The sequence below is a fragment of the Streptomyces sp. NPDC110618 genome (assembly GCF_055657065.1).
In genome coordinates this window covers 136,178-152,451 of the sequence record NZ_JBVKBN010000006.1, presented here as the reverse complement: position 1 = coordinate 152,451, position 16,274 = coordinate 136,178, and the positions used below count along the sequence as shown (strand labels likewise).

Below are 16,274 nucleotides of genomic sequence, written 5' to 3'. Positions count from 1 at the left end.
GACGCATGACCGACATCGACCTGACCGGCCTCACGCCGGAACAGAAGCGCGAGCTGCTGGCACAGCGGCTGCGGCGCAAGGGCGCCGGAAAGCGGCGCTTCGCCGCGTCGTTCCCCCAGCAGCGCATGTGGTTCCTGGAGCAGCTCAACCCGGGCGGCGCCGCCTACAACATCCCGGCCGCGGCACGCGTGCACGGTCCGCTCGACGTGGAGCTGTGGCGACGCAGCCTCGCGGAGATCGTGCGGCGCCACGAATCGCTGCGGACCACCTTCGACGAGGTCGACGGCGAACCCGTACAGGTCGTCCACGACACCGGCGAACTGGAGCTGACCGTCGAGGAGTGCGGCCATCTGCGCGGACCCGAGGGCGAGGAGACCATCAAGGAGCTGGCGCGGCAGGAGTTCGCCCGCCCCTTCGACCTCGGTACCGGCCCGCTGATGCGCATGAGGTTCCTGCGGCTGGCCCCCGACGAGCACGTCCTGCTGCTCACCATGCACCACATCGTCGCCGACCTGTGGTCCACCTCCGTGCTCTTCGGCGAGCTGATCGCCCTCTACGAGGGCCACTTGACCGGCAAGCCTGCCCAACTGCCCCCGCTGCCCGTCCAGTACGCCGACTACGCGGCCTGGCAGCGCAAGAAGCTCGCGGGCGACGCCTTCACCGCCGAACTGGAGCACTGGCGTACGACGCTGGCGGGCGCCCCGCCGGTGCTGGAACTGCCCACCGACCGGCCGCGGCCCGCCGTGCTCGGCTCCGCCGGTGGCTCGCGGCCCTTCCGCCTGCCCGCCCCGGTGATGAACGGCGTGCGCGAACTGAGCCGCCGCGCCGGGGTCACCCCGTTCATGACGCTGCTCGCCGCCTACGTCGTCCTGCTGCACCGGTACAGCAGGCAGGAGGACATCGTGGTCGGCGTGCCGGTCGCCAACCGCGGACAGTCCCAGATCGAGCCGCTCATCGGCTACTTCGTCAACACCCTCGCGCTGCGCAACGACGTCTCCGGCAACCCGACCTTCACCGAACTCCTCGGCCGGGTGCGCGGTACGGCCCTGGACGCCTTCGCCCACCAGAGCGTGCCCTTCGAACGGCTGGTGGAGGAACTGGCCCCGGAACGCGACCTGTCCCGCTCCCCGGTCTTCCAGGTGTCGTTCGTCTTCCAGAACATCCCGGTACCCGAGTTCGACATCGCCGGACTGCGCTTCGAGCTGCTGGAGGTGGACAGCTCCACCGCCCGCTTCGACCTGGAACTCCAGGTGTTCGAACGGGGCGAGGAGCTGGACGGCTGGTTCGAGTACAACACCGAGCTGTTCGACGCGGCGACCGTCGACCGCATGGGCGGCCACCTGAAGGCGCTGCTCGACAACCTCCTCGCCGACCCCGGACAGCGCGTCCTGGACGTGTCGTTGCTGACCGAGGAAGAGCGGCGTGCCGAGCGCCGGGAGCGGGAGGACACCCGCACCGAGTGGCCCAACACCCTGCTCACCCACGAACGGTTCGAGGAACAGGCCGCCCTGCGCCCCGACAAGGAAGCCGTCCACTGCGAGGGCAACACCCTCACTTACGCCGAACTCGACTCCTGTGCCAACCGGCTGGCCCGGCGTCTGAAGACGCTCGGCGTCGGCCGGGACGTGCCGGTCGGGATCTGCCTGGAACGCTCGCTCGACATGGTGGTCGCGGTACTGGCCGTGCTCAAGGCGGGCGGCGCCTATGTGCCCATCGACCCCAAACTGCCCGAGGACCGCGTCGCGTTCATGATCGAGGACTCCGGGCTGCCCGTCCTCGTCACCCAGGACTCCGTCGTGCCCGGCCTGCCGAAGTCCCCGGCGACGGTGGTGAGCGTGGACGGGCAGCGCGACGAGATCGCCGCCGAGTCCGCCGAGCCGCCGCACGAGCCGGTCGACGGCGAGGACCTGGCGTACATCATCTACACCTCCGGCTCCACCGGCCGCCCCAAGGGCGTCCAACTGCCGCACCGCGCCCTGCGGAACCTGTTCTGGGCGATGAAGCAGTGGCCGGGCATCGACGCCGGCGACAGCCTCCTCGCCGTCACCACCCTCTCCTTCGACATCGCCACCCTCGAACTCCTCCTGCCCTTGGTGGAGGGCGCCCGCGTGGTCCTCGCCACCCGCGAGGTCGCCACCGACGGCAAGCTGCTCGCCGAGGAGATGGCCGCCACCGGGGCGACCATGATGCAGGCCACCCCGTCCACCTGGCGGATGCTGCTCGACGCGGGCTGGCCCGGCCGCCCCGGACTGCGCGGACTGATCTGCGGCGAGGCCCTCCCGCCCGACCTGGCCCGACGGCTGCGCGCCAAGGGCGTCGACCTGTGGAACATGTACGGGCCGAGCGAGACCACCATCTACTCGCTGGGCACCCGGATCGTCGACGACACCATCACCATCGGCCGGCCCATCGCCAACACCGAGGTGCACATCCTCGACCCCGAGGGCCGCCCCGTCCCGCCCGGCGTCCCCGGCGAACTGTGCATCGGCGGCGCCGGACTGGCCCGCGGCTACCTCGACCGGCCCGAGCTGACGGCACGCCAGTTCATCCCCAACCCCTTCGAATCCGACCTCGCCGACCGGCTCTACCGCACCGGCGACCTCGTACGGCGCCGGGTGGACGGCACCGTCGACTACCTCGGCCGCCTCGACCACCAGGTCAAACTGCGCGGCTACCGCATCGAACTCGGGGAGATCGAGTCGGTGCTGCTGTGGCAGGAGTACATCCGGGACTGCGTCGTCGTGGTGCGCGAGGACCGGCCCGGCGACCGGCGCCTGGTCGCGTACGCGGTCCCGGACCCGGAGGCGGGCAGTACCGACGAACTGCGGCGACGCCTGCGGGCCGCGCTCGCCGAGAAGCTCCCGGACTACATGGTCCCGGCCGCCTTCGTCTTCCTCGACGCGCTGCCGCGCACCCCCAGCGGCAAGACCGACCGCGCCGCGCTGCCCGCACCCGAGCCGGGACAGGGCAGCCACGCGACGACCCCGTACGTCGCACCCCGCGACCCCGAGGAGAAGGCCCTGTGCGCCCTGTTCGCGCAGGTGCTGAACGTGCCGAAGGTCGGCATCGACGACAGCTTCTTCGCCCTGGGCGGCCATTCGCTGCTCGCCACCCGGCTGACGGCACGCATCCGCGCCGCGCTCGGCACCGAGATACCGGTGCGCGCCGTCTTCGAGCGGCAGACCGTGGCCCGACTCGCGGAACTGCTCCGGGAGGAGAGCGGAGAGCAGCGGCCCGCCCTGACCCCGCAGAACCGCCCCGACCCGCTGCCGCTGTCCTTCGCCCAGCGGCGGCTGTGGTTCCTGCACCAGGTGGAGGGCCCGTCACCGACGTACAACCTGCCGCTGGTACTGCGCCTGAGCGGACCGCTGGACGTGGACAGCCTGCGCGCCGCGCTCGCCGATGTCGTCGCCCGCCACGAGGCGCTGCGCACGGTCTTCCCGGACACCGGCGCCACACCGCACCAGCACGTCCTCGACCCCGAACGGGCGCGCCCCGCGCTCCCGGTCACCGAGGTCGACGACGACGGTCTCGACACCGCCGTGGCCGCCGCCGTACGCCACGCGTTCGACCTGACCGCCGAACCCCCGCTGCACGCCGAGCTGTTCAGGACGGCAGCGGACACGCACGTCCTGGCCCTGGTCGTCCACCACATCGCCGCCGACGGCTGGTCGCTCGCCCCGCTGCGGCACGACCTGGCCACCGCGTACCGGGCGCGCCTGGCCGGCGAAGCACCCGAGTGGGCGCCGCTACCCGTGCAGTACGGCGACTACACCCTCTGGCAGCGGCAGTACCTCGGCGAGCAGGACGACCCGGCGAGCGTCTGGTCACGCCAACTCGCCCACTGGCGGGCCACCTTGGACGGCCTCCCGGAGCGGATCGCCCTCCCGGTCGACCGGCCGCACCCGGCCGAGGCGTCGCACGCCGGTGACACCCTCACCTTCCGCTGGGACAGGGAACTGCACCAAGGACTCACCCGCCTGGCCCGGGAGTGCGACGTCAGCCTGTTCATGGTCCTCGACGCCGCCCTCGCCGTCCTCCTCGGCCGCCTCGGCGCCGGCACGGACATCCCCATCGGGGTGGCGAACGCGGGCCGCGACGACGAGGCCACCGAGAACCTGATCGGCTTCTTCGCCAACACCCTTGTCCTGCGCACCCGGTGGGACGAGCGCCAGACCTTCCGCGACCTGCTCGCCGCGGTGCGGGAGACCACCCTCGACGCGCTCGCGCACCGGGACATCCCCTTCGAAGCCCTGGTGGACAGCCTGCGCCCGACCCGTTCGATGTCCCACCACCCCCTCGTGCAGGTCATGCTGTCCTGGCAGACCGGCGCCGACGAGACCCTGGACCTGCCCGGCATCGAGTCGGCACCCCTGGTCCGGGGCACCGGCACAGCCCGTATGGACCTGGTGTTCCTGCTGCACGAACGCCTCACGGGCGACGGCGCGCCGGCCGGCGTGGAGGGCGGCATCGAGTACAACGCGGATGTCTTCGACCCGGAGACCGTACGCACCATGGCGCGCAGGCTCCGCCAGGTACTCCTCGCCATGATCAGCGACCCGGACCGGCGGGTCGACGACCTCGACCTCCTCACCCCCGCCGAACGCCACCGCCTGCTGGAGGAGTGGAACGGCACGGTCACCAAGGCGCCGACGGCCGGGCTGGGCGAGCTGTTCCGGGCTCAGGCGGCCCGCACCCCGGACGCCGTCGCGGTGAGCCACGGCGACGAGCGCCTGAGCTACGCCGAACTCGACGCCGCCGCCGACCGGCTCGCCGCACGCCTGCGCGCACTCGGCGTGGGTGTGGACGACGCCGTATGCCTCCTGCTGGAACGCTCGCTGCGGCTGCCCGTCGCCATCCTGGCCGTCATCAAGGCGGGCGGCGCGTACGTACCGCTCGACCCCCGCTATCCCGACTCCCGCATGCGGATGATCAGGGAGGACACGGGGGCGAAGGTCCTGCTGGTCGACCGGCCGGAGATCCCCGGCATCGGCGCCGAGCACGTCCTGGACGTGTCCGCCGACGACGGCACGGACGTCGGTTCCCCGGAGCTCCCCGAGGGCGGCCCCGACCGCCTGGCCTACGTCATGTACACCTCCGGATCCACCGGGCGTCCCAAGGGCGTCGCCGTCACCCACGGCAATGTGGCGAGCCTCGCCGCCGACCGCCAGTGGCGCAACGGCCGGCACACCCGCGTCCTGATGCACTCGCCGATCGCCTTCGACGCCTCCACCTACGAACTGTGGGCACCTCTGCTCACCGGCGGCCACGTCGTCGTGGCACCGCCCGGCGACCTCGACCCGGACGTGCTCGTGCGCACCCTGCGCGAACACGACGTGACCGCCGCCTTCTTCACCACCGCCCTGTTCAACCTTCTCGTCGAACGCGACGCTGCGACTCTGTCCGGACTGCGCGAGGTGCTCTCCGGCGGCGAGGCCCACGCACCCCATGTGTTCGCCCAGGCGCGGGCGGCCTGCCCGGACACCGTGTTCTACAACATCTACGGCCCGACGGAGACCACGACCTTCGCCCTGCTGCAGAACATCGGCGAGGTCACCGACGGCAGCCTGCCGATCGGCCTGCCCATGGACGACACCCGCGCCTACGTCCTGGACGAGCGGCTGCGCCTGGTACCGGTCGGCGTCCCCGGAGAGCTGTACCTCTCGGGCGCCGGCGTGGCCCGCGGCTACCTCGGACAGCCCGAGCTGACCGCGCAGCGCTTCCTGCCGTGCCCGTACGGCGCGCCGGGGGAGCGGATGTACCGGACCGGCGACCTGGTGCGCCGACGGGCGGACGGGCTGATCGAGTACCTGGGGCGGACCGACGACCAGGTCAAGATCCGCGGCTTCCGCATCGAGCCCGGCGAGATCCAGAAGACCCTCGCCGCCCACCCGGCCGTGGCCGACGCCGCCGTGGTGGTACGGGAGAAGCCGTCCGGCGGCAAGGAACTCGTCGGGTACGCCGTGCTCGCCGAGGGCACCGACGCCGAACCCGCCGCGCTCAAGGCGTACGTCGCCGAACGGCTGCCGCGCTACATGGTGCCGGTCGCCGTCGTCCTGCTCGACGCGTTCCCCATGACCTCCAACGGCAAGATCGACCGCCGCGCCCTGCCCGCCCCGGACCTCGGCGCGGGCGGCGGCTCCCGGGAACCGGAGTCGCCGGCCGAGCGGATCCTGTGCGAGGTGTTCGCCGAGATCCTGCATGTGCCCGAAGTCGGCGCGGACACCGGCTTCTTCGAGCTGGGCGGCGACAGCATCCAGGCGACCCAGCTCGTCGCCCGGGCCCGGACGGCGGGGCTGGTGTTCACCGTCCGGGACGTCTTCACGCACCAGACCGTGGCGGGCATCGCCGGGGTCGCCCGGTCGGCCGACGAGAGCGGCGCGCCGGGCGTCGCCGACACCGGCACCGGCGAGATCCCGCTGCTGCCGGTGATGGAACGGCAGCGGCGACTCGGGGGCTCGGTCGTCGGCTTCGACCTGTCGGCTACCGTCGCGCTGCCCGTCGACGTGGACGAGCGGCGGCTGGTCGCCGCGCTCCAGGCGGTGGTCGACCGGCACGACGCCCTGCGCATGCGGCTTGTGACCGGTCCTGAGGGCGAGTGGTCCCTGTTCGCGGACGAGCCCGGCTCGGTGCGGGTCGCGGAACTGCTGCGCCGCGTGGACATCTCCGGCCGGGACGAAGCCGTGATCGCCGAGGAGACCGCCGCCGCCAAGCGGCGTCTCGACCCGACCCGGGGCGTCATGCTCCAGGCGGTGTGGTTCGACGCCGGCCCCGGACGCGCGGGCCGACTCCTGCTCGCCGCACACCACTTCGCGGTGGACGGGGTGTCCTGGCGCGTCCTGCTCACCGACCTCGCCGCCGCCTGGGACGCCGTGAGCGAGGACAGGGAGCCCGCCCTCGCACCCGTGGTGACCTCGCTGCGCGGCTGGGCGACCCGCATGACCTCCGAGGAGAGCCTCGCCCGGCACCGCGCCGAACTCCCGCTGTGGCAGGACGTGTTGCGCGGCGCCGTCCCCCTGGTGACCGGCGAGCCGGACCCGGACCGCGATGTCACCGGAGCCGAGGGGCGGCTGACCCTGACCCTGCCCACGGAGGACACCGCACCCCTCGTCGGCCAGGCACCCGCGGTCTTCCGCAGCGGCATCCAGGACGTCCTGCTGACCGCCCTCGCCGTCGCCGCCGACCGCTGGCGTGCCCGCCGGCACGGCACCGGCAGCGCCCCGGTCGTCCTGGACGTGGAGAGCCACGGCCGCCACGAGCACCTGGCCGACGGCGTCGACCTCTCCCGCACCGTGGGCTGGTTCACCGCGATCCACCCCGTCCGCCTCGACACGACCGACCTGACCTGGGACGAGGTCACGTCGGCGGGCCCCGCACTGGCGTCCGCCGTCATCCGCACCCGCACCGACCTCGCGGCGCTCCCGGAACGCGGCCTCGGCTACGGCCTCCTTCGCCACCTCGACCCCGAGACGGCACCCCAGCTGGCCCAACTCCCCGCACCCCAGGCCCTCTTCAACTACCTCGGCCGGGTCCCGGTGACCGACCGGGAGACCCCGTGGCACCCGGTGCGCGACAACACCCCGCCCGGCACCACGGGCGCCCGCCCCCTGCCGTACCCGCTCGAAGTCAACGCCGTCACCGAGGACGGGCCGGACGGCCCCCGGCTCACCGCCCACTGGAGCTGGGCGCCCTCCCTTCTCACGGAGGACGACGTACGGGACCTCGCGGACGCCTGGTTCGAGGCGCTGCGAGCCCTCGGCCGCTGCGCTCGCTCGGTGCGCGACGGCGTCATAGACCTGCCCCGGACCGACACCGCCCGCACCGAGAAAGCCGCCGACCTGCTCCGCGCACCCATCCCCAAGGCCGACCACACCGACGGCACCGGCCTCTCCTTCGGGCAACTGGAGTTCCTGCTCCAGCCGGTGGGCCCCAACCACCCCCACCACGGCGTCGTCACCGCCTGGCGCCTGCGCGGCGACCTGGACGTGGCCGCCCTGCGCCGCTCCCTCGACGACCTCGTCCGACGGCACGACATCCTGCGCACCCGCTACGTCCAACAGGGCTCGGCGACCGTGCAGTTCGCCGACGGCCGGCCCACCTGGCCGCTCGACACTGTCGACCTGCGCGGACAGGACGCCCAGGAGGACACGCTGCGCGAACTGCTCACCGCGCAGACCCGGGTGCCCTACCGCATCGAGGACGGCAACCTGGTGCGCGGACAGCTCATCCGACTCTCCGACACCGAGCACGCGTTGGTGCTCGTCGCCCACCACATCCTGGTCGACCACTGGGGCTTCCTGGTCATCGTGGAGGAGCTGGCGGAGCTGTACGCGGCCCACTCCACGGGTCGCGAGCCGTCACTTCCCGAGGTACGGGTGCAGCACCTGGACTACGCGGCCTGGGAACAGGGCCTGCTGACCTCCGGTGCGCTCGACGAGCACATCGCGCACTGGCGCGGCGAGCTGGAAGGGGCCGCCCGCACCCTCGACTTCGACGCGCCCGACCACCAGTTGGACGACTTCGTCCAGGGCTACAGCCACGGTGCGGTCATCGGCACCGAACTGATGGAGGAAGTGCGGGAGGCCGCTCGCAGGGAGGGCGTGACGCTCTTCATGATGCTGATGTCCGCCTTCCATGTGCTGCTGCACAGCTACTCGGGCGCGACGGACATCGCGGTGAGCCACCCCCTGGCCGGCCGGGAACGCCCGGAGACCACATCCATGGTCGGCCCGTTCATCAACGTGGTCGTCAACCGCTCCCGGCTGGCCGACGATCCCACCGTCGGCGAACTCGTCCAGCGCGTCCTGCGCGGCGAACTCGACGCCTACGCCCACCAGAACGTTCCCCTGCGCGCCCTGGTTCACGACGGAGTCATCGGCGACGGCAACCACCTGCCCCTGCGCGTCATGCTCAACCTGCTCGGCGTACCGAGCGGCGCCCTCGCCATGGAGGGGCTCCAGGTCGAACCGCTCGATGTCCAGGTCGGTGACGAGAGCCCGCTGCCGGGCCTCTTCCTCGCCATCGAACCGCACAACCTCGACCTCTACCTGGTGGCCCGCGAGGTCGAAGGCGAACTGCGCGGACTGTGGGTGTACCACCCGGACCGCGTCCCGCCCGCGGTCATGGGCGCCCTGGTGCGCCAATGGCCGACAGCCCTGGAACTCGTCGTACGCCACCCCGAACTGACGGTCTCCCAGCTCCGCGACCGCCTCAGGTCCTGACCTGCCCGACCTGATCCACCGACCTGATCCACCGACCTGATCCACCGGCCAGATCCACCGACCTGATCCACCGGCCAGATCCACCGACCCGATCGACCGACCAGACCCACCGACCCGATCCCCAGGCCCATGTACCGGCTCATCCACCGGCCCACTCGCCGGTTCATCCACCGCCGAATGAAGGACGACATGACGGAGAAGACCTGCCCCATCACCAACGGACTGCCCACGCTCCGGGAGCGCCCGTTCGACCCACCCCAGGTGCTGCGCGCCCAGGGACCGATCTGCCGGATGACCTTCCCCGACGGCGCGGAGGGCTGGCTCGTCACCGGCTACCAGCAGGGCCGGGAGATCCTTTCCGACAGGCGCTTCAGCTCCGCCGCCGCGCACAAGCACCTGGCGTTCCCCTCCGACCGCGCGCAGGACATGGGGGAGGGGATACCCGGCCTGTTCGAGCACATGGACCCGCCCGAGCACACCAAGTTCCGCAAGCTGCTGGCCGGACAGTTCACCCTGCGCCGGATGCGCGCCCTCACCCCGCGGATCGAGGAGATCACCGCCCAGCACGCCGAGGCGATGCTGGCCAAGGGTGCCCCCGCCGACCTGGTCGCCGACTACTCGGTGCCGGTGTCCTCGCAGGTGATCTGCGAACTGCTCGGCGTGCCGGTCAGTGACCGGGAGCGGTTCGAGGGCAACTCCGCGAAGCTGCTGCGCCTGGACATCGACCCGCAGGAGGCGCAGGCCGCGCTGATGGACCTGGCCGGCCTCACCGGCGAACTCCTCATGCGCAAGCAGGCCGAACCCGCCGACGACGTACTGAGCGTGCTGGTCAACGGCGAGGACATGACCCTGCCGGAGGCCATCGGCGCCACCTTGCTGCTGCTGGTCGCCGGGCACGAGACCACCGCCAACATGCTCTCCCTCGGCACCTACGCCCTGCTCAGCAACCCCGACCAGCTGGCCCTGCTGCGTGCCGACGAGTCGCTGATCGAGGGTGCGGTCGAGGAGCTGCTCCGCTACCTCACCGTCGTCCACGTGGGTGTGCAGCGCAGCCCCACCGAGGACGTCGAGATCGACGGGGTGCTGCTCCGCAAGGGCGACACGGTGCTGATCCACCTGCCCACCGCCAACCGCGACCCGGAGCAGTTCCAGAACCCCGACCGCCTCGACGTCACCCAGGGCAACCTCAGCCACCTCACCTTCAGCCACGGCATCCACCAGTGCCTCGGCCAGCAGCTCGCCCGCCTGGAACTGCGCATCGGCTACACCGAACTCCTGCGCCGCTTCCCCGAGTTGCGCCTGGCCGTACCGCCGGAGGAGATCCCCATGCGGTCCAACATGACTGTCTACGGCGTGCACCGGCTGCCGGTGGCGTGGTGACCCGGTGACCACAGCGCCGGCGGTGCAACGGCCCCTGCGGAGCTGGCGGTTCCGCAGGGTCCTCGCCGCGGAGTTCGTCTCCTCGGTCGGCACCCAGATGACCACGTTGGCGCTGCCGTGGTTCGTGCTGATGACGACCGGTTCACCGGCCCGTATGGGGCTGGTGTTCGTCATCCAGATCCTGCCGGTGCCGCTGCTGAGCATGCCGGCCGGACTGCTGGTGGCCCGGTGGGGAGCACGTCGGGTCACCGTCGTCGGCGACATCGCGGACACGGTGCTGGTGGCCGCCGTACCGGCGCTGTACCTCGCGGGCATGCTGCCGTTCTGGCTGCTGCTGGTGATCGTCGCCCTGATCGGCAGTGTGGCGTCCGCCTACCTGTCCGCGCAACGCATGCTCCTGACCGAGGCCGTCGGTACCGACGAAGGCGCCGTCACCGCGGCCAACGCCCTCTTCGAGACGGCGACCTCCTCGGCCCGCCTCTTCGGCCCCGCGATCGCCGGTCTGCTGATGGCGCACGTCGGCGCACTGCACGTGCTGTGGATCGACGCCGCCACCTTCGCCCTGTCCGCAGCCCTGCTCACCGGCCTGCCGCGCCGCGAGCAGAAGCCCGAACCGCTGTCGGCGAACCGGATGACCGAGGGCGCCCGCTACCTGTTCCGCGACCGGGTCCTGCGCACCATGGCCCTGGCCACCCTCGGCTACGGCACCCTCATGCCCGTCGTCCTGCTCGCCCTGCCCATCATGGCCAAGACCCGGTACGACGCCGAGCCGCAAGTGGCGGGCCTGCTGCTGGCCGCCTGGGGCGGCGGAACCGCCATCGGCACCGTGATCGTCGCCCGCCTCGCCCGCCGGGTCACCCCGACCCGGTTCGCGGCCTGCGGCGGCGTCGGCGCGGCCCTGGTCCTGTGGCTGCTGCCCTGGGACCAGCCCGCCACCACCACCGCCCTCACCGTGGCGGCGGCCTGCATGTTCCTGCCCGCGGTGACCGCCCCGGCCGTGGCCCTGCTGACCCTGCGCCCACCCGAACACCTGCGCCCGCACGTCCTGCCCGTCTTCGGCGCGGCCGTCTTCATCGCCAGCCCGATCGCCTACGCCATCGCAGGGCTCCTCTTCGAGCACTACCCGATCGGCGCCGTGCTCGCGGGCGTCGCGGTCGGGGCGACCCTGTGCGCGCTGATCCTGGTGAACCTCGCGCGGAGACCTACTGCCCCTCCCGCCGACGCACCATCTCATTGATCCAGACCGGCGCGTACGGGGACGTGCACCCCGGGGATGTCGGATAGTCCTTCAGCACCTCCAGCCGCTCACCGATGGCGAGGGCACGGGCGCGGTACTCGGGATGCTCGATGCCGATCTGGGCGAGGCAGTGGTTCATGGCCCACTGGAGCCGGTCCGGGGCGTCCTTCATCCCGGCCTCGATGAGGTCGAGCAGCCCCGGCAGGTCCAGGCCGTCGGGCTTCTTCGCGACGCGATCGGTGGTCAGCGCCCATCCCGCACTGGCGACCACCGGGTCCGGATCCGAGAACCAGAGCACGCGCAGCTCCTCGCAGTGCCTGCTCTTCTTCACGACGTAGTTCACCAGCCAGTCGTGCACCTTGGGCGCGCGGGCCTCCCGGAGCATGGCGTCCAGCCGGGCCTGCTCGAAGGCCTTGGGCCGGCAGATCAGCAGGGCCAGCAGCCGCGCCGCGGTGTCCCCGGTCTCCCATAGCTGTTCCGCCAGCTCCTGCTGGGTCTTCAGCCGCTTGGCGACGGCGCGCAGCTTGCTGAGGTTCACCCCGTGGTCGTCGCCGTGCTTCTCGTTCACGGCCCGCGTCCGGGGGTCCTCCAGCGCCGCCAGCTCGGCCATCACCCCGGCGACCTGCGTGTCGGTTCCTGTCGTCCCGGCCACCTGAGCCTCCTGTCCCTCGCGTGCGGCTTCACCCTACGACGCCCGTCGGGGAGCCTCAGCCGCGCAGGCGCAGATAGGCGTCCAGCTCGGCGGCCCCGCTGAGCATCGCCCGCCCCCGGGCCGACAGCCGCCCGTGCCAGTCGTCCAGCGCGGCCTCCAGGGGCTCAAGACCTCCGGCCGCCCGCACCTGGTCGAGCAGCGGCGCGATCTGCTCCAGGAGATACCCGCCGCGCCGGAGCTGGTGGGCCAGCCGGACATCCCGAACGTCGGCCTCGTCGTAGACCCGGTACCCGGTACGCGGATCGCGGCGCGGGCGGACCAGCCCGGCCCGTTCCCACTTCCGCAGCGTCGCGGGCCGTACACCCAGCTCACGGGCGAGAGCCCCGACGAACATCGTGCCGGTCCCGAGGTCCGGGACGGGCTCCAGATCCCGCAGTGCGTTCTCCACGGCCCGCAGTGTCCGCCGGTCGCCGAGCAGCTCGGCGTGGCCGGCGTCGAGAAGACGGAACGCCTCGTCGTCCGAGCCCTCGTTCACGGCCCGCATGATCGACGCCGCCGTCCGATGGCCGTGCCCCGGCATCAGGGCGAGGAAGGCACGCAGGGCACCGGCGTGCAGCGGGGTGTAGGTGCGGTAGCCGCTGGGCGTGCGCTCGGCCGCCGGGAGGATCCCCGCCTCCTCGTAGTTGCGGACGGCCTGAGTGGAGAGCCCGTGCCGACGGGCCAGGTCGACCGGCCGCAGCCGCACCCCGCTTTGAAGGTGTCTCCCCATGCTCCTGGCCGATATCGCGCAAAAGTTTCAACCGATGGTTCAACGATACCGTTGAAGGCATGGCGACAGACACCACCCTCAAGGAAGCCGCCCACCCCCTCGAAGCCACCACCCTCCTGGAACTGCTCCCCGCCCGCCCCCGACTCCTCGCCCTCGGCGAGCCCACCCACGGCGAGGACGCCCTTCTCACCCTCCGCAACGACCTCTTCCGCGAACTCGCCGAACGCGAGGGTTACCGCACGATCGCGATCGAGAGCGACTGCATCAAGGCCCTGACCGTCGACGCCTACGTCACCACAGGCAAGGGCACCCTCGACGAGGTCATGCGGACCGGCTTCAGCCACGGCTGGGGAGCCTCGGCGGCCAACCGTGACCTGATCCGCTGGATGCGCGCCCACAACCAGGACCGGCCGCCATCCGCCCACGTCCGATTCGCCGGATGCGACGGCCCGCTGGAGATGGAAGCGGCATCGAGCCCCCGACAGTCCCTGACCGCCCTGTACGACTACCTCGCCTCCCATGCCGACGCCCACCGGCTCCCCTGCACAGCCGATACCCTCGACTCCCTGCTCGGCGCGGACGACCGCTGGAGCGACCCGGCAGTGATGATGGACCCGGTACGGTCGGTGGGCCGAACGCCGGAGGCGCGCGAACTCCGAGTGCTGGCAGACGACTTGACGTCCCTGCTGGACACGCGGACCCCGCACCTGATCGCGGCCACCTCCAGGGAGGCGTGGGAACGGGCGCGCCTGTACGCCCGAAGCGCCTCGGGCCTGCTCCGCTACCACCACTGGATGGCCGACACCTCACCCGCCCGCTTCGCCCAACTCACCGCGATACGGGACCACATGATGGCCGACAACCTCCTGGCCCTCACCGCCCGGGGACCGGTGTTCGCCCACGCCCACAACGCCCATCTCCAGCGAAGGAAGAGCAGCATGCACATGGCCGGGAAGGTGCTGGAGTGGTGGAGCGCCGGCGCCCTCGTACACGCCCACCTCGGCGACGCGTACGCCTACGCGGCCACGGCCGTCGGCACCATCCCCCACCGGGGCGTGGACACCCCGCCCCCGGCCACACTCGAAGGCCGGCTGTACGAACTCCCCGAGGACCGCACGCTCCTGGCACCGTCGGCCGCCCTGAGCACCACCCTCATACGACGCGAGTCCCCGTGGTTCGGCTACGCACCCCTGGACCCTGCCCATCTGGAGGACACCGACGCCCTCGTCTACGTCAAGGACGTCCGGCGGTGCTGACGTCCTCGGTGAATTCGTAGACGGCCCAGTCGGCGATGTGCTCGTACCCGATGCGCCGGTACAGCGCGTTGCTGGTGGGGTTGTCCGGGTCCGCGAACAGCACGACATCCGTGGCGCCCGCGTCCAGCGCGGCCCGGCTCACCTCCACGGTCACGGCGCCCGCGTAGCCGCGTCCCCGGAGGTGGGCCGGGGTGTAGACGGGGTCCACCCGGACCATTCCGGCGACCATCGTGGTCACGGCGGCCATGGAGGCGGGAGTGCCCTCCGGGGACTCCCAGAAGGTGAAGTGCCGGTCGGCGAAGCGTGACTCCTCCCACCTCCCGGCGTCGATGAGATCGATGGAGGGCTGCTCCCCGACCTCGACGCAGAACCGGCGGCACCAGTCCACGACCTGCCCGTGGTCCCGATGCCGCGAGACCCGCCCCGAAGGAGGCCGCTTCGGCGGGGTGAGGGCGCCGAGTCGGTACAACCGGATCCGTGTGGTGAGCTTCGCCGCCGCCCCCGTGTACCGCTCCCAGGCCTCCGCGAAGGCGGTGGCGGTGGCGCGTTCGGCACTGACGAAGGGAAGGGACTGCCCGAGACCGGCGAGCCGGGCGGCAAGCCGGTCGGCCTGCCCGGCGGAGAGCGGGGTCGGGCAGACCCCGCGGGAGGGCAGCCGGTAGAAGACACCGTGCACCTCGCCACCCTCCTCCAGCCGGCCGAAGAGGGCGGCCCCTCCGCCGAACTCGGCCGTCCCGTCGGCCCGGAGCTTCTCGACCACGGTCAACGGCATGGTGTGCAGAGCGGGCCGCGACCGCAGGAAGTCACCACCCCGGGCGAGGAAGTGATCGACGCTCTCGGTGAGTTGCCAGCCGCCCGCCCCCATCAGTAGACGGACAGCCCGTGAGTGGCGAGTACTTCCTGGATGGGCTGGTAGTAAGTCACCCCGCCGCTCGTGCAGTTGCCGGAGCCGCCGGAGAGGATGCCGATGACCTTGTCGCCCGCGTAGAGGGGGCCGCCGCTGTCGCCGGGCTCGGCGCAGATGTTGGTGCGGATGAGGCCGTGGACGACGCTGCCGTCCCCGTAGTTGACGGTGGCGTTCAGCCCGGTGACCACACCGCAGCGCACCCCGGTTGTCGCACCCCGGCGGCATACGCTCTGCCCCGCATAGGCGGTGGTGGTGCCGGTGACATCGACGGTTCCGATGGTGCCGGGGCGCGGCACGGCCGTATTGGCGTACCGGACGACACCGAAGTCGTTCCCCGGGAAACTGCTGGCCGTCGTGGGCCCGATCGTGGTGGTCCGGGCGGAGTCGGTGAACCAGGTGGACGTGGACGCGGTGCAGTGACCGGCGGTCACGAAGTAATAGGTGCTGCCACCGCGTACGTTGACCCCGGCCGAGCAGCGCACGGCGGAGCCGTACACGCCGTCACCGCCCGACACGAGCGTGCGCAGCCGTCCGCTTTCGCGCTCCAGGACTACGCTGCCTTCGGAACGCTCGGCGACGCGGCGGAGCCGGGCGAGGTCGCCGGCCGAGACAGTGGAGTCGACGCGCACTCGCACCGTCCCGGTGCCCCGGTCCACGACCCAGGCCGTACCGCCGATATCGAGGTTCGCGACGGAGGAGACGGCGGGCGCCGAGGGTTCGGCGGCCGAACCCGTTCCCGAGGAGGTGACGGCGAGCCCGACGAGCAGGCCCAGTACGCAGGCGATCGGCCGTAAGCGTCCCATGGCGGCATTGTGCCGGTCCGGTACGGGCGCGGGTAGGGCGCGAACGGGC

The 16,274-nt window shown here is 71.9% G+C and carries 8 protein-coding genes; 4 read left to right on the top strand and 4 right to left on the bottom strand.

The genetic code is table 11. From position 1 onward, the window contains the following. Positions 1-5 precede the first annotated feature (5 nt). The 3 genes from ACZ7L7_RS13915 (at position 6) to ACZ7L7_RS13905 (ending at position 11,838) form a co-directional block, all read left to right on the top strand. A complete protein-coding gene (locus ACZ7L7_RS13915; RefSeq protein WP_472075898.1) occupies positions 6-9,221 on the top strand; it encodes an amino acid adenylation domain-containing protein in 9,216 nt (3,071 codons plus the stop codon). A gap of 189 nt (positions 9,222-9,410) precedes the next feature. After that, the gene (locus ACZ7L7_RS13910; RefSeq protein WP_285512537.1) at positions 9,411-10,601 is read left to right on the top strand and encodes a cytochrome P450; all 1,191 of its coding nucleotides are present in this window, start codon (positions 9,411-9,413) and stop codon (positions 10,599-10,601) included. A gap of 4 nt (positions 10,602-10,605) precedes the next feature. Then, positions 10,606-11,838: an MFS transporter gene (locus ACZ7L7_RS13905; protein ID WP_285512536.1), complete on the top strand. Its 1,233-nt coding sequence runs from the start codon at positions 10,606-10,608 to the stop codon at positions 11,836-11,838. Here ACZ7L7_RS13905 and ACZ7L7_RS13900 read toward each other — a convergent pair. Next, positions 11,804-12,448, bottom strand: coding sequence for a DNA alkylation repair protein (locus ACZ7L7_RS13900; protein ID WP_285512752.1), 645 nt, complete (start codon positions 12,446-12,448; stop codon positions 11,804-11,806). The two genes, ACZ7L7_RS13905 and ACZ7L7_RS13900, sit on opposite strands and share 35 nt — an antisense overlap. A gap of 97 nt (positions 12,449-12,545) precedes the next feature. After that, positions 12,546-13,259 (bottom strand): TioE family transcriptional regulator, encoded by a 714-nt coding sequence (locus ACZ7L7_RS13895; RefSeq protein WP_472075895.1) that lies wholly within the window; start codon positions 13,257-13,259, stop codon positions 12,546-12,548. Between the two features lie 59 nt (positions 13,260-13,318). On the opposite strand from ACZ7L7_RS13895, the gene ACZ7L7_RS13890 reads away from it, so the two are divergent. Then, positions 13,319-14,515, top strand: coding sequence for an erythromycin esterase family protein (locus tag ACZ7L7_RS13890; protein ID WP_472075893.1), 1,197 nt, complete (start codon positions 13,319-13,321; stop codon positions 14,513-14,515). Here ACZ7L7_RS13890 and ACZ7L7_RS13885 read toward each other — a convergent pair. Together ACZ7L7_RS13885 and ACZ7L7_RS13880 are read right to left on the bottom strand one after the other, a co-directional pair. Then, positions 14,493-15,380: a GNAT family N-acetyltransferase gene (locus ACZ7L7_RS13885; protein WP_472075891.1), complete on the bottom strand. Its 888-nt coding sequence runs from the start codon at positions 15,378-15,380 to the stop codon at positions 14,493-14,495. The genes ACZ7L7_RS13890 and ACZ7L7_RS13885 overlap by 23 nt on opposite strands. Then, on the bottom strand, positions 15,380-16,225 hold the full coding sequence (locus ACZ7L7_RS13880) for a S1 family peptidase (RefSeq protein ID WP_453601547.1): 846 nt from the start codon (positions 16,223-16,225) through the stop codon (positions 15,380-15,382). The genes ACZ7L7_RS13885 and ACZ7L7_RS13880 overlap by 1 nt, the downstream gene beginning before the upstream one ends. Positions 16,226-16,274: the final 49 nt, after the last annotated feature.

What these genes read in the sequence shown, in the direction of transcription:
- ACZ7L7_RS13890 (WP_472075893.1), top strand. Translation starts at nt 13,319, where the DNA reads ATGGCGACAGACACCACCCTCAAGGAAGCCGCCCACCCCCTCGAAGCC.
- ACZ7L7_RS13880 (WP_453601547.1), bottom strand. Translation starts at nt 16,225, where the DNA reads ATGGGACGCTTACGGCCGATCGCCTGCGTACTGGGCCTGCTCGTCGGG.
- ACZ7L7_RS13900 (WP_285512752.1), bottom strand. Translation starts at nt 12,448, where the DNA reads ATGGCCGAGCTGGCGGCGCTGGAGGACCCCCGGACGCGGGCCGTGAAC.
- ACZ7L7_RS13910 (WP_285512537.1), top strand. Translation starts at nt 9,411, where the DNA reads ATGACGGAGAAGACCTGCCCCATCACCAACGGACTGCCCACGCTCCGG.
- ACZ7L7_RS13895 (WP_472075895.1), bottom strand. Translation starts at nt 13,259, where the DNA reads ATGGGGAGACACCTTCAAAGCGGGGTGCGGCTGCGGCCGGTCGACCTG.
- ACZ7L7_RS13885 (WP_472075891.1), bottom strand. Translation starts at nt 15,380, where the DNA reads ATGGGGGCGGGCGGCTGGCAACTCACCGAGAGCGTCGATCACTTCCTC.
- ACZ7L7_RS13915 (WP_472075898.1), top strand. Translation starts at nt 6, where the DNA reads ATGACCGACATCGACCTGACCGGCCTCACGCCGGAACAGAAGCGCGAG.